Raw genomic sequence first — 14,208 nt, 5'->3', positions numbered from 1 at the left:
TGCCGAGAACCGTATGGCCGAGCGCATAAGCGGCACATCAGGGAGCGACCCCGAGACAACCCCGAGGGGCTTCCGGTTGCTGCTCGGGGCCCGCGGCATCTCGTACGCCGGCGACACCCTGAGCATGGTCGCGTTGATGCTGCACGTGGCCTCGTCGACCGGTCAGGCCCTCGCGGTGTCCGCGCTGCTGCTCGCCGGGGACTTCGTGCCGTCGCTCGTCGCGCCGTTCGCCGGGGCCCTGGCCGACCGCTTCGACCGGCGCCGGCTCACGATCGGCTGCGAGCTCGTCCAGGCGCTCACGGTCGCCGTCATCGCGCTGGCGCTGCCGCCGGTGGGGCCGCTGCTCGCGCTGGTCGCCGTCCGGGCCGTCGCCGGGCAGGTCTTCCAGCCGGCGTCGCGGGCGGCGGTCCCGTCGCTGGTGCCGGCCGCCGGGCTCGCCGCCGGCAACGCCCGGCTCGGGCTGGTCACCAACGTGGCGGAGCTGGCCGGGCCGCTGCTGGCCGCCGCGCTGCTGCCGTGGCTGGGCACCCGCGGCGTCCTGGCCGTGGACGCGGCGTCGTTCCTGGTGTCCGCGGCGCTGCTCACCGGCCTGCCCCGCCTGGCGCCTGCGGCGCTGGCCATCGAGTCGCTGTGGAAGGGCGCCCGGACCGGCCTCGGCTATCTGGCGCGGCACCGGACGGTCCGGGTGGTCGCGCTCGGGTTCTGCGCGGTCGTCCTGTGTACGGGCGTCGACGACGTCGCCCTGGTCGTGCTGTCGCAGGAGGACCTGCGCACGGGCGACTCGGTGGCGGCGCTGCTGCTCGGCGCGGTCGGCCTCGGCCTCACCGCCGGTTACGCGCTGCTGTCGCGGCGCGGCGCGTGGATCCGGATGACGACGCTGTTCGCCGCCGGTCTCGCGGTCAGCGCGGCCGGCAACCTGCTCACCGGCGCGCTCGCGCACGTCGCGTGGGCCGCCGCGGTCGTCTTCGCGATGCAGGCCGGCCGCGGGCTGGGCATCGCCGCCATCGACGTGGCGAGCAACACCCTGCTGCAGCGGCTCGTCCCGGACGCGATGCTCGGCCGGGTGTTCGCCAACCTGTACGGCGCCGTCGGGGCGGCCGCGGCGCTGTCGTACGTGCTCGGCGGCCTGCTGCTGGACGCCGCCGGCGCGCCCGCCACCCTGGTCGCGGCCGGCGCCGGCGGGGTGGTCTGCGCGCTGCTCACCGGTGTGGCACTGCGTGCCCGGCGCGTCGATTGAGGGTCTCGTCACGGCGCCCGGCGCGTCGATTGCGGACATTGACGCGTCTTTTGCTAGCGTCCCCGCTAGCAAACGGCTAGCAGGAGTGTGGGTTGGAAGCGACAGACAACGCGGTGGCGATGCCGCCGCAGCGGCCGCGGTTCGAGCGGGTGCAGCTCAACACGCGGGTCCGGGTGGAGATCGAGCAGACGCTCCAGCGCTTCGTCGAAGACCACAACACCACGGTGCAGAGCTCCGTGGACCTCGCGCTGGCCGAGTTCCTCGCGGCACGGGGCTACTCGCTGCCCGCAACGGATGACAGGAGAAGCCGGTGACCTCGCCGGGCAGTGCGCACAGCAACGGACAACCTGGAATCGGCCAACTCGACGCGGACCTGCAACGGACCGTCCGCCGCACCTCGTACATGCGCCAGCTCTTCTACTTCGTCGTGCTGCTGGTCGCTCTCGCCGGGCAGGTCTCCGGCGCGGTCGAGGCGCTCGGCATCCCGCTGCTGTGGGCCATCCCCGCCGTCGGCGCACTGGAGCTGGGCGGCATCGTGGTCCTGGCCAACGCCGACGTCCGGCGCCGGCTCGGCGAGCGGGCGACCGCGTCGCGGATCCTGTCCGCGGCCATTGCCGGGTTCGCCGTCACGTTCAACTGGATGGCGCACGAGAACAAGCTGCTCGCCGGGTTCTTCGCCGGCATGTCCGCGCTGGGTTACCTGGTGTGGCTGATGCACACCGAGAACCAGCGCCGTGACCGGCTGCGGGCCACCGGCGACCTGCCGCCGACCACCCCGGCGTACGAGGTGGTCGGGCACTGGATCCGGCACCCGTGGCTGACCCTGCGCGCCAAGAACCTCGCGAAGGCCGACGCCCGCCTGGGCCTCTACACCTCCCTGGCCGCGGCCCGCGCCGAGAAGCGCAAGGAGGTGCGCACCAAGGCCATCGCCAAGGTGCTGCACCGCAAGATCCGCGCCGCGGTCGACCCGACGACGGCCGACATCGCCGTCGCCGTGTACGACCTGGACGAGATCGCCGTCCGCCTCGCCGACGGTGCCGACTACGACGGTCTCACCGCCCTCATCGCCGCCGACCTGGCCCCGGCCCGCCTCGCCTCCGACGCGCGGGTCATCTCGGTCGTCGACGAGCCGGCCCCCCGGCCCGCGATCACCGAGACGGCCCAGGAGCCGGTCGAGGAACAGCTGACCCTGCCCGAGCCGCCCGCCGCCGAGGCCGCCCCCGAGCCGGCGGCCTCGCCGCAGCCGGTGGTTTCCCCGCTCGGCGAGTGGCGGGGCGAGATCGCGGAGATCCTGCCGCCTCCCACGCCGCGCCGCGCCCGCGGCCAGTCGAAGGTGGTCAGCCCCGAGCAGGCCCTGGCCGCCACCGACCTCGGCGACGAGCCGACCCTGACCCCGACCCGGGCCATCCGGGAGGGCTCCCTGCGCAGCCAGGTGCACGCGGCGCTGCACGAGCACGTGCCGGACAACGACCCCCGCGACACGATGGCCCTGACCACCTTCGTCGGCGACCTGCTCGAGCTGAACGACGTGGAGCGCCTGACCGCGTCGAACTACGTCCGCACCTGGAAGCGCGAGGTCGACGCCGGCCGCCGGTCCTCGGTGAACGGCCGCCACCTGCAGGACGTGGTCCCGACGAAGCGGTAACCGGAACCGGGGCGGGCTGACCCGGACCACCGCCGGCCCTGAGCCCGCCCGCCCCGCTGCGCCGCGACCTGCTGGTCCCCGGCGTCGAGGAGGCGGCTGCGCAGCCGCTGCTCGCGCCGACGGGCGGCGACCCGGATCGGGCCCGGGCGATCTGGGCCTTCGCGCACGGCATGGTGATCCTGGAGCTCAACGGCCGGTTCCCGCCGGATGCCGAGCTCGACGGCGCCTGGCAGCGGGGTGTCGCCGCGTTCACCCGATGATGAGCTGCTGCCGCTCGACATCGCTCGTCACGGATGCCTCGGACGAGGCTCGACCTCCGGCCGGCCCGGCCCGGCGTGGCGTGGCTGGACGAGACGACCGTGGTGGGTGACTCCCCGTGATGCGCTCCGGTGGCTGGCGTCGTCGGGGTTAGCGTTGGGCTGAGGTTGCCCGGCAGCCCCGGTCGTGCATGGCCACGCGGTTCCGCCACGACCACGGCATCCCGCTGTTGCACCGTCGAGTCCCGAGGAGCGACATGAACAGCGCGAGGGGAGGGCTGATCCGCCGGATGCTGCTCGCCGCCGGCGCGCTCCTGCTCATCGTCGGCGCCACCTTCTCCGTTCTGCTCTACTCGATCGCGGAGCAGCGCGAGACCGCCCGGATAGCGCGGCGCTCGCAGGAGATCTTCGTGGCCGCCGACCATGTCGACCGGCTGACGGCAGACATGCAGATGACGTACCAGCAATTCGTCGTCACCGCCGACCCGGGATTCCGCGCCGACTGGGAGTCCGCGCGGGCCCGGCTCCCGACGGAGGCCGCGGACCTGGAGCGGCTGGCCACCACACCCGCGCAGCAGGACCTGGCGCGGCACATCGCCGGTCTCAGTGAGTCGTACATCCAGGACTATGCGACGCCGGCCATGGCGGCGGCACAGCGGGGCGACCCGTCCGCGCGGAGCGTGGAGACCATGCAGGAGGGCCGGGGCCGCATCGACGAACTACGGACCGATCTGGACACGCTGCGGGTGAACGAGCTGCACATCATCGCGGCCCGCGAGGGGTACACCGACACGGTGATCAACCGCGAGATCATCGCCGTCGTGATCGGCATGATCGGATCGGCGATCGTCATCGCCATGGTCAGCCTGTACCAGACCCGGGTCATGGTGCAGCCGATCCGCCGGGGGGCCGTCATGGCGAACCGGCTCGCCGCCGGACACCTCGACACCCGGATGCCCGAGACCGGCAAGGCCGAGATCGGTCAGCTCGAGCGGTCGTTCAACATCATGGCCGCCTCGCTCGAGAGGAGCCACAACGAGCTCCGCCATCTCGTCGAGACGCAGACCGCGCTGCGCCGGGTCGCCGTGGTCGTCGCGAAGGGCGCGGAGCCGGCCGGGGTCCTGGCGGCGGTCGTGGAGGAACTCGGGCGGCTGATCGGCACCGAGAGTGCGCGCATCGTGCGGTACGAGCCCGACGGTAGCGCGATCATCGTGGCGTCCTGGGGCGGGCCGACCCTCGATCTCCCGGTCGGTATGCGCCTTCCCCTGGACGGCAACACCAGTCCGGGCCGTGCGCAACGCACCGACCGTCCCGTCCAGCTCGACCGCGACGAGGGCAGGCCCGGGTCGTTCGCGGCACGTCTGCGTGAGCACGGACTGCGCGCGGGGGTCGACGCCCCGATCTATGTCGCGGGGCGCCTCTGGGGCGTCGTGATCGCCGGCACGACGCGCGACGAAGCGCTGCCGCCCGACGCCGAGGAACGGCTCGTCGAGTGCACCGACCTCATCGGCACGGCCGTCGCCAAGGCTCAGGCCCACGCCGACCTCGTCAAGTCACGCGCGCGGCTGGTGCTCGCCACCGATCAGGCCCGCCGGCGCATCGAACGCGACCTCCACGACAGCGTCCAGCAGCGGCTCATCTCGCTCGCGCTGGACGTCCGGCGGGTCGAGGGGTCCGTGCCGCCGGAGATGGCGGAGCTGCGCGACCAGCTGTCCGCGGTCGTGACCGAGCTGGCCGGCACCGTCGACGAGGTGCGCGAGCTCTCGCGCGGCGTTCACCCGCCGATTCTCACCGAGGGCGGCCTGCGTCCCGCGCTGCGCACACTGGCCCGCCGCTCCAAGATCCCGGTCGACCTTGACGTACGCCTGGACTCCCGCCTTCCGGAGACCGTCGAGGTGGCGGCGTACTACGTGGTTGCCGAGGCGTTGACGAACGCCGCCAAGCACGCCCAGGCCGAGCTGATCTGCGTCAGCGTGCTGGTGAGCGACGACTGCCTGCAGCTGACGGTGCGCGACGACGGTGTCGGGGGCGCGGTCGCGGGGCGCGGCACGGGCCTCGTCGGGCTGACCGACCGGGTCGAGGCCCTGGGCGGCACGCTGACGGTCTCCAGCCCGCCGGGTGAGGGCACCTGCCTGACCGCGAAGCTGCCCCTCCACCAGACCTGACCGCCTGCCGGTCAGCAGCTGCCGCCCGGCCGTGCAGGCACCGGAGCTCGGTTCCCAGCCCTTACGGCTCGGTGCCCCGGCGCGTGAGTGACACGCACCGGGGCACCGAGGTTGCTGTTACAGGGTCAGGGTCCAGGAGTTGATGTAGCCGGTGTCGGCGCTGGCCGCGTCCTGCACCCGCAGTTTCCAGGTGCCGTTGCGGGTTTCCGAGGAGAGGTTGACCGTGTAGGTCTGGTCGATGTTGTCGGTGCTGCTGCCGGTGCGGTTGTGCAGCAGGTAGGTGCTGCCGTCCGGCGCAACCAGGTTCACCACGAGGTCACCCTTGTAGGTGTGCACGATGTGCACCTCGACCGTGCTGGTGGCGGACGCGGTACCGGTGCAGCCGGCGATGGTGATGGCGCTTTCCACCGTGGTGTTGTCCGGGATGCTCACGTCGGTCCCGTTGGTGCCGGAGCATCCGGGGACGCCACCGCCGCCCAGGTTGAGGGTCCAGGAGTTGATGTAGCCGGTGTCGGCGCTGGCCGCGTCCTGCACCCGCAGCCGCCACGCACCGTTCGCGGCTTCGCCGGACAGGTTGACCGTGTAGGTCTGGTCGATGTTGTCGGTGCTGCTGCCGGTGCGGTTGTGCAGCAGGTACGTGCTGCCGTCCGGCGCAACCAGGTTCACCACGAGGTCACCGATGTAGGTGTGCACGATGTGCACCTCGACGGTGCCGGTGGCCGAGGCGTTGCCGGCGCAGCCGGAGATGATGATGCTGCTCTCCACGGTGGAGTTGTCCGCGATCGCCACATCGGTGGCGTTGCTGCCCGAGCATCCGGGCAGGCCGTTGACGGTCAGGGTGAAGGTCGTGGTGCGGGTCGCCTCGACGCCCGTACCGGTGATGGTGACCGTGTACATGCCGCTCGGGGTCGACGCCGCCGTGCTGATCGTCATGGTCGACGAGCCGCCGTTCGAGGTGACCGACGACGGGCTGAAGCTGGCGGTGGCTCCGGACGGCAGGCCGGAAGCGGAGAGCGCCACGGTCTGCGCCGAACCCCGGATCAGGGCGGTCGACACGGTCGCGGTGGCCGAGTTCCCCGGGTCCACCGCCGCGGAGGACGGCGCCACCGACACGGTGAAGTCGTTGGCCGCGCAGCTCGTGTCATTGCCCGCGACGTTGACGGCGGTCCAGGCGGTCTGGACGGCCTTGTACTCCGTCGAGCACAGGCCGTACAGGTCGGTGGCCGCGGTCAGCGTGTACGCGCGGGCGGTGTTGCCCGGGTTGGTGGTGTTGACGTAGGAGGTGTTGGAGGTGAAGTAGCTGTCCAGGGCGCGGAACCAGATCTTCTCCGCCTTGGCCCGGCCGATACCGGTGACCGCCGGCGCCGACCCACAGACCGGGGAGGTGCCGTACGCCGTGGCGCCGCTGCCTTCGGCGAGCATGAAGTAGAAGTGGTTGGCCACTCCGGAGGAGTAGTGCACGTCGACGTTCTTCGTGCTGGTCGACCAGCAGGAGTGCGACGCGCCGTCCAGCGACGGGTTGTACATGTACCGCAGCGGGGTCCCGTCGCCGTTGATGTCGATCTCCTCGCCGACGTCGTAGTCGCCGGGGTCGCTGGGGTTGTTCGCGGAGAACTCGACCATGTTGCCGAAGATGTCGCTGGTCGCCTCGTTGAGCCCACCGGACTCACCGGAGTAGGTCAGATCGCCGGGCACGACGTTCTCGGTGACGCCGTGGCTCATCTCGTGTCCGGCCACGTCGATGGAGACCAACGGGTTGGAGTTGCCCGAACCGTCGCCGTAGGTCATCTGCGCGCCGTCCCAGAACGCGTTGACGTAGTTGTTGCCGTAGTGCACCCGCGACGCGACGCCCTGGCCGTTGCCGAAGATGCCGTTACGGCCGTGGGTGTTCTTGAAGTAGTCGAACGTCAACGCCGCACCGTAGTGCGCGTCCACCGCGGCTGACTGGTCGTTCGACGGTGACCCGTTACCCCACACGTTGTCCGCGTCGGTGAACGCCGCGCACGTCGTGGTGCCGTTGTTCATGTCGCAGGTGCTGCCATTGCCGTGCGTCGGGTCCATCAGCTGGTATGTGCTGCCGGACTGGGTCGTCGAGACGGTGACCGTGCCGGCGTACACCGAGTTGCCGGTGCCGTCCACCGTCTCGATCTCGTCGTACGAACCGATGAACTGGTCGGTCAGCGCGTCGGAGATGACGTGCAGCCGGGACGGGGTCTGACCGTCCGGGGCCAGGCCCGACACCACCGTCTCCCACGCCAGCCGGCCGAAGCCGTCTGACGCCTCGACAAACAGTTCCGGCGCGCCGACCTCGGCCACCTTGCCGGAGAACTTCGCCTTCGCGGTGTTCCTCGCCGTGCCCGCCGGCACCTTCGCCGTGGTGTCCAACGTCAACGGTGCGGACAACCCCACCGAGCTGCCGGTGTACGCGCCATCCGCGCCGGTGTGGATCACGACATCGCCACCACGCACCCGCAGACCCCGGTACGTACGCGTGTACCGCACATGCGCGGCCCCGTCAGCGTCGACCCGCGAGCTGTAGACAGCGAACCTGTCGGCGCTCGCCGCCCGCACCACACCCATGTTCGACTGCAACGCCCGCTCGGCCCGGCTGAGGGCGTTGGCAGGGCCTGGCTCGGCCGGCGGCGCTGCTGATGCTGACGTAGCGATGCTGGTCAGCAGCGCGCCCGCGAGGAACGCGACGCTCACCGCCGCGATCGGTCTCTTCACAACTTCCTCCAACGGGGACGACATGTGGCGATAACCACGCTTGTCTATATAGCCATCCGTGGATGAGAAAAGGAAGGTGTCCGGGGCAAGAAATTGAACCATCGTTAAGGTCGCTGCAGCGCCTCTTGCACGTAGCGGCAAAACGGACGCAAAATATTGTTTGCAAAGAATGTTTTGCAGCGGTACGGTCGAGACCATGACCGATCCGGACGACGTCCCGGTTGCCGCGCCGGGTTACGTGCCCGACCCTGCGGCGCTCAAGGCACTGGCTCACCCGCTGCGGCTGCAACTGCTCGACGCGCTGGCCGTTCGCGGTCGCGCGACCGCCAGTCAGCTCGCCGAGGATCTCGGGGAGACCAGCGGCGCGACGAGCTACCACCTGCGGCAACTGGCGCGACACGGGTTCATCGAGGAGCTCGCCGGGGTGGGCACCACCCGTGAGCGCTGGTGGCGGCCGGTCACGGGCGGGTGGACGATGCCCGCGAGCCTCTACCGCGATCCGGGCTCGGCCGGCGTCACCGCCGCGACCGTCGCCGGCACGCTGCTCGAGACCTCGCACCGGCGGGCGATGCAGTTCCTCCGCGGCCTGACCCGGTGGCCACTGGCCTGGCAGCGGGTGGTCACCCGGCAGCAGGCCCACCTGCACCTCGACCCCGAGCAGCTGCGGGCACTCGGGCTGGAGATGGAGACCCTGGTCGACCGGTACCGCGACCTGCCGGCGGGACCGGACAGCCGCCGGGTCCGGGTCGAGCTGCTGGCGTACCCGCTCGGCGACCCGTCCGGATCCGGCGATGACTAGCGCCGGCCTGGGCGGCCGCTTCTGGCGCCTGTTCGCCGCCAGCGCCACCTCGAACCTGGCCGACGGCATCGGCCGGGCAGCCCTGCCGCTGCTGGCCGCCACGCTGACCCGCGACCCGTTGCTGATCTCCGGCCTGTACTCACTGGCATTCCTGCCGTGGCTGATGTTCGCACTGCCCGCCGGATCGCTGGTCGACCGCAGTGACCGGCGCCGAGCAATGCTGCTGGCCAATTCCCTGCGAGCGGCCGCGGTCGCAGGACTCGCCGTCGCCACGCTCACCGGCCACGCATCGATCGCACTGCTCTACCTGACGGCGTTCATCATCGGTACCGCCGAGACGGTGTACGACAGCGCCGCCAACGCGCTGCTGCCACAGGTGGTGCGGCCCGGCCAACTCGACCGCGGCAACAGCCTGCTGGTCACCGGCGAGGCAGTGGGCCAGGTCTTCCTCGGCGGACCGGTCGGCGCGCTGCTGTTCACGCTGGCCGCCGCGGCGCCGCTGTTCACGAACGCCGCCGGCTTCGCCGTCTCCGCCCTCATCATGGTGACCCTGGCCGGCACGTACCGGCCGGCGCGCGCATCGACGAAGTCCCTGCGAGCCGACATCGGGGAGGGCGTGCGCTGGATGCTGCGGCACCCGCTGCTGCGCGGTCTGGCCCTCACCTACGGGCTGACCTCGGCACTGCAGTCGATGGTCAACGCGGTGCTCGTGCTGTACGCCCTTGAGGTCCTGCGCATCGGCGAGACCGGGTTCGGGCTGCTCCTGCTGGCCGGCGGCGTCGGCGGCCTGCTCGGTGGCCTGGTCGCGCCGGCGGTCGGCGCGTGGCTCGGCCGCACCGGCACCCTGGTCCTGGTGTCGGTCTGCGCCCCGCTCGGCGTCATCGGCATGGGCTTCGTGCACCACGCAGCCGTCGCAGGCCCGCTGTTCGGCGTGACGGCGCTGCTCGTCATGGCCGGCAACGTGCTCACCATGTCACTGCGGCAGGCCGTGATCCCGGAAGAGCTGTTCGGCCGGGTCCAGGGCGCCTGGCGGACGCTTGTCTGGGGCGGCATCCCGATCGGCGGCGTGGCCGGCGGCGCACTCGCCGCAGCCACCGACGTCTCGACGGTGTTCGTCGTGGCGGGCACCACCAACCTGCTGGTCGGCCTCACCGTCGCGGCGCTGCTGCACCGGCACCGAAGTACGATCCGCGACGCCTTCCGCACCCCGGCCGACCAGCCCGGACAGCTCATACCATCGTGATTCGTCCGCGACGACTATCAATGGGCGACCTCAAGGCCGATCCACGCGAGTGGATGGAGCGGTATTTCGACGCTCACCCCTACCTGGCGAACTGGGGTACCCGCCGGATCGCCCTCCGGCTGCCGGTGCAACTGCTGGAGCCGGCCCTGGCGGCCACCTTCTGCGTGGGAGATTCGGCGAGTTCGTGGGCCACGGACGAGCATGTGATCCTCGATCTGGTCAGCGAGGACGAGGACGGCGACGACGAGTGGTGGGAGGACGAGGGCACGCTCGCGTCGATCGTTCCCATCCGGGCCGAACTGGCCGCCGGAGATCAGCGGCTGCTCTATCTGGCGTGGTTCACGCGCGTAAACCGAGCCTGCTGGACCGGCTGGCGCGCGCAGGTCTCAGCTGAGGGCCGAGCAGCGGTCGTAGGCCATCTGGTACACCGTCGCGCGGGGCGCGCGCCGCGTCAGGCTCGGGGTGGGCTGCATTGGTCTGGTCCTCCTTGGTGCGCTCGGGCGACGGTCAGGCCGGGGTGTCGCTGGGCAGCATGTGGCCCAGCGCCCGTAGCGCCTTGCGGAACTCCGGCTCCCGGTTCACGGCCACGGCGAGGTGCCGGTCACCGACCGGCTGGCACAGGCCACGCAGCCGCCGGTCACCGGCGATCAGGGTGGCGAGCGCCGGGTCGGCGCACTCCACCAGGCGGACCACACCAAGGTTGCGGAGCCGCCCGGCGCGGGCCGCGACGTCGGCCAGCAGGGTGGTCACCGGATTGGGTAGCGCATGGGTGGCACGGGCGGTCAGGAACTCGCGCAGCTGATCCAGGCCGCGGCCGGCGTCCAGCGCGGCCAGCAGGGTCGCCTCGCGCAGTGCCCAGACCCGGTCCGCGGTGCGTTGCGCGTACGCGTCGAGCATCAGCCGGTCGGCCGGCGGCAGCTCGCCGGTGACCACGATGTCCAGGTTGGGCAGCACCTTCAACGCCCCGGCCACCGCCGCATCCGCCGCAGGCGCCTGGTAGCGGTCCGTCAGGCCCAAGGCGTAGGCGCCCAGGGCATTGAGCCGCACCGCCCGCAGCCCGTCGTAGCGGCTGAGATACTCCAGCTCGTCGGTGCCCCAGTTACTGCGGAAGTCGTCCCGGGCGCCGGCCGGGTCGGTGTAGTCCAGGTCGAACAGGCCCAGCGTGCCGGCGTACTCGAACAGCACCGCGAGGGTGTAGCGGCCCTCCAGGATCGGCCAGTCCGCGAACCCGGCGTAGCCGAGGCTGCCGTACTGCGGATCGGTGAGGTACAACCGCCACAACGCCCGGTCGCTGCGCGCCACCGTCGGCGACAGCCCGCCGCTGCGCATGGTGTCGAACAGGTCGTCGATCGCTACCCACTCGCCGACCGGGCAGCGGGACAGCGCCGCCGCAACCGTCTGCCGCCGGGTCTTCGCCGAGGTCAGCGTGTTCGCGGTGCGCTGGCCCTTGATGTGCTCGACCCGGCTCAGTTCGTCGATGACCGCCTTGCCGACCCAGGAGCGCCACACCGCACGGATCGTCTCGGCCGGCGGCCGGCCCAACGCGGCGCGACCCTTCGCGGTCAACTGCAACCGGCCGCCGGCCAGTTCGGCGAGCCCGCCGGCCTGGATCAGCAGCGGCCAGGCGAACGCCGCGATCGGCTCCGTGGGGTAGAAGTCCCCGCCGGCCAGTACCTCGGCCACCCCCGCAACGGTGGCGGCGGACGGCCGCTGGGTCTTCTCGCTGCAGCGCAGCTTGCCCGCGCCGCACAGCTGCAGCACGGCCAGCACGTTGGCCAGCGCCTCAGCCCCTGTCAAGCGGACCGTTCCGTCGTCGGCAGCTTCATCGACATCGGGCAGCTCGTTCGCGCCATGCATAGCCGACCACGTTAGGCGGATACCTACGCCCCGCGGCACCCGCCCCCCCATGCGTTGCTGATCAAGTCCGGTAGTTGCTATGCCTTGGCGAAGCCGAGTGCACGGTAGCCGGGCATGCGGCGTTGGAGCGACGCGGCGAGGATCGGGGTGTCGCGGTCGTGGTAGTCGTGGACCTCAGCGACGGCCTTCCCGGGCGCGGCGCGGATCACCCGGCCGGCGCATTGGATGAGCAGCCCGTCGTAGGAGACCGGCGCGGCCAGGAACAGCGTGTCGAGGGCAGGCGCGTCGAACCCCTCGCCGATGAACGGCGTTGTACCGACGACGAGGACGCCGTCGCCGGCCTTGGCGTCGGCGAGCAGGCCCACGGCGGCACGCCGGTCGGTGGTGGACATCCCGCCCTGCAGCACAAGAGCCCGGTGGCCGCGCGAAGCGAGCGCGGAGGTGAGCGACTCGACGTGCGCGACACGCCGGGTGAGCACCAGGCAGTTGCGACCGCGTTGCAGGGCGGCGCTCACGTCAGCGACAAGCTGCGTGTTGCGTGCCTCGTCCACGGCGAGGGCGCGGTGCGCTTCGGCGATGGCGGTGGGAGCGGACGGCTCGGCATCGTCGGAGCGGAACGCGAAGGCAGTCTCGTGCAGGTACAGCAGGCGCCGTGGTCCGGCTCCGGTCTCCAAGGCCTCCAGGAGCGTGCCCTGATCGTCGTTGCCGGGTACCTCATGGGTGATCGTGTGCCGGACGGGTCCGAGTTGCCAGAGGACGAGTTCACCGAGTCCGTCACGCCGCGCCGGGGTGGCGGTGAGGCCGAGCCAGAACTGCGCGGCGATGCGTTTGACCGAGTGGTCGTACGCGGCGGCCGCGAGATGGTGGCATTCGTCGACGATGACGTGCCCGTACCCGTTGGTGAGTTCGGCGACGTCGTCACGCCTGGCCACGGAGGGCAGCATGGCGATGTCCACCACCCCGCTGAGCTTGCGCCTGCCGCCACCGACCTGCCCTGGCTTGATGCCCAGGAACTGCTCGATCCGGGTGCGCCACTGCCCGGCCAGTGCCTTCCGGTCGACGAGCACGAGGGTCGCGCGAGCACGCCATCGTCATGCGCGAGCAACGCGCCGACCGCCGCGCTCTGTCCGGTGTCGAGCTGTGCCGTACAGGCGACGTCGATCTCGCGGCCAGGATTTCGCACGTCCGTGATGGCGAGGCGCGATCCGGCGCGCTCGACAATCGCTTCGACGGTGTGGCGCAGTCCGCGTGGCAGGAGCAGGCGGTCGTCGAGGGTGAGGTCGTACCCGCGGATGAACCGCGGCGTGTCCCAGGTGGATTTGCGCAGGCGCTGGAGTTCGTAGAACTTCGGGTTGGCCATGGATGCCGCGTGCTTGAACGTCGACAGCGCCGCAGGCGTCAGCTGGGCCGCGTCGACGCTCAGCCCGGCGCCGAGCTCCGCGTGCAGGACTGCGGGCAGCGGCGGATGAACCTTCGTGGCGTCGGATCTGCTCAGCGTGGCGACGTCGGCGCCGACGACCGCCTGTTTCGCGCGCCGGGCGACCCTGGTCGCGTCGCCCGGGCTGAGCCGGTCGAGGGTCGACAGGTACGCCCACTGATCCTCGTGCGGCTCCAGCGTCGCCAGGTCCAGGAACGCCGTCAACCCGTCCCTGCGGCGCCGGCCCTGCAGCGGCGCGGCGATCAGATTCCCGAAGCCGCCCTCTGGCAGCACGTCCTGGTTCGGGAACAGCCGGTCGTAGGAGCGCAGGTCCATCGTGCCGCGCAGCACCATGGCCTCGTGGACCAGCGCGGTGCCGACGAGGCGGGCGACGGCGGCGGAGATCGCCTCGGTGAAGAACACCCACACGTGCGCGCCGCGCCCGGACTGGGAGATCTCGAGCGCTGCCGGTACCCCGCTGGCGCGGGCCGCCTTGGTGTACGCGAGTGCGTCGAGCATCGCGGCCGGACCGTCGAAGTCCGCCACCAGGAAGTGGCATGAGTTGTCGCTGAGCAGCGGGTACAGCCCGACGAAGACGTCACCCAGCAGATGCGCCGAGACGGCCGCGGCCGTCAACGGAAGGTACGTGGCCGACCTCCTATCGGCTCCCTTCCGCCATCCGCCGGCAACCGCAGGCATCCATCCACTCGCCCCGGTTCGGGTGTTCTCCCAGCGCACCGCGTACACGTCGGTCCTGGCCCGGAACCGGTCTGCATACAGGGCCAGTTTGTCCGCCACTGGCGACGCCATATGGACCAGGCCCGGCGGCACGACGGCCGCGGACAGCTGCTCCGGCGGTGG

11 protein-coding genes are annotated in these 14,208 nt (G+C 71.4%); 8 read left to right on the top strand and 3 right to left on the bottom strand.

Features of this window, described 5'->3' with window-relative positions:
- The 5 genes from AB0H83_RS11305 to AB0H83_RS11285 all read left to right on the top strand — a co-directional run.
- Positions 1-1,237 (top strand): MFS transporter (locus tag AB0H83_RS11305; RefSeq protein WP_360090633.1); only part of this gene is annotated, 1,237 nt, incomplete at its 5' end.
- A gap of 92 nt (positions 1,238-1,329) precedes the next feature.
- The gene (locus tag AB0H83_RS11300; RefSeq protein ID WP_360090630.1) at positions 1,330-1,551 is read left to right on the top strand and encodes a hypothetical protein; all 222 of its coding nucleotides are present in this window, start codon (positions 1,330-1,332) and stop codon (positions 1,549-1,551) included.
- Complete coding sequence (locus AB0H83_RS11295) at positions 1,548-2,882, top strand: hypothetical protein (protein ID WP_360090627.1); 1,335 nt, start codon at positions 1,548-1,550, stop codon at positions 2,880-2,882. The genes AB0H83_RS11300 and AB0H83_RS11295 overlap by 4 nt, the downstream gene beginning before the upstream one ends.
- A 38-nt stretch (positions 2,883-2,920) precedes the next feature.
- Positions 2,921-3,142, top strand: a complete 222-nt coding sequence (locus tag AB0H83_RS11290) for a TetR-like C-terminal domain-containing protein (RefSeq protein WP_360091048.1) — start codon at positions 2,921-2,923, stop codon at positions 3,140-3,142.
- A 254-nt stretch (positions 3,143-3,396) separates the two neighbouring features.
- Positions 3,397-5,304 (top strand): CHASE3 domain-containing protein, encoded by a 1,908-nt coding sequence (locus AB0H83_RS11285; RefSeq protein ID WP_360090624.1) that lies wholly within the window; start codon positions 3,397-3,399, stop codon positions 5,302-5,304.
- Positions 5,305-5,421: 117 nt separating this feature from the next.
- Here the strand turns inward: AB0H83_RS11285 and AB0H83_RS11280 are convergent, their stop codons facing one another.
- The gene (locus tag AB0H83_RS11280; RefSeq protein ID WP_360090621.1) at positions 5,422-8,031 is read right to left on the bottom strand and encodes a M4 family metallopeptidase; all 2,610 of its coding nucleotides are present in this window, start codon (positions 8,029-8,031) and stop codon (positions 5,422-5,424) included.
- Positions 8,032-8,227: 196 nt separating this feature from the next.
- On the opposite strand from AB0H83_RS11280, the gene AB0H83_RS11275 reads away from it, so the two are divergent.
- Both AB0H83_RS11275 and AB0H83_RS11270 read left to right on the top strand, forming a co-directional pair.
- The gene (locus tag AB0H83_RS11275; protein WP_360090618.1) at positions 8,228-8,830 is read left to right on the top strand and encodes a helix-turn-helix domain-containing protein; all 603 of its coding nucleotides are present in this window, start codon (positions 8,228-8,230) and stop codon (positions 8,828-8,830) included.
- Positions 8,823-10,073 carry an MFS transporter gene (locus tag AB0H83_RS11270; protein ID WP_360090615.1) on the top strand — a complete coding sequence of 417 codons (1,251 nt, stop codon included), beginning with the start codon at positions 8,823-8,825 and terminating at the stop codon, positions 10,071-10,073. Before AB0H83_RS11275 ends, AB0H83_RS11270 begins: the two co-directional genes overlap by 8 nt.
- 507 nt (positions 10,074-10,580) lie before the next feature.
- On the opposite strand, the gene AB0H83_RS11265 is transcribed toward AB0H83_RS11270, so the two are convergent.
- On the bottom strand, positions 10,581-11,870 hold the full coding sequence (locus tag AB0H83_RS11265) for a helicase-associated domain-containing protein (RefSeq protein ID WP_360090612.1): 1,290 nt from the start codon (positions 11,868-11,870) through the stop codon (positions 10,581-10,583).
- A 137-nt stretch (positions 11,871-12,007) separates the two neighbouring features.
- Entirely contained in the window at positions 12,008-12,997 is a 990-nt protein-coding gene (locus AB0H83_RS11260) for a DEAD/DEAH box helicase family protein (RefSeq protein ID WP_360090609.1), read from the bottom strand.
- A 26-nt stretch (positions 12,998-13,023) separates the two neighbouring features.
- Here AB0H83_RS11260 and AB0H83_RS11255 point away from each other — a divergent pair, with 26 nt between their 5' ends.
- Positions 13,024-13,908, top strand: coding sequence for a hypothetical protein (locus tag AB0H83_RS11255; protein ID WP_360090607.1), 885 nt, complete (start codon positions 13,024-13,026; stop codon positions 13,906-13,908).
- Positions 13,909-14,208 lie beyond the last annotated feature (300 nt).

This window comes from Dactylosporangium sp. NPDC050688 (assembly GCF_040654515.1).
Classification (GTDB): Bacteria; Actinomycetota; Actinomycetes; order Mycobacteriales; family Micromonosporaceae; genus Dactylosporangium.
Note: the sequence above shows the minus strand (reverse complement) of the source record. Positions and strands in the feature narration are given on the sequence as shown.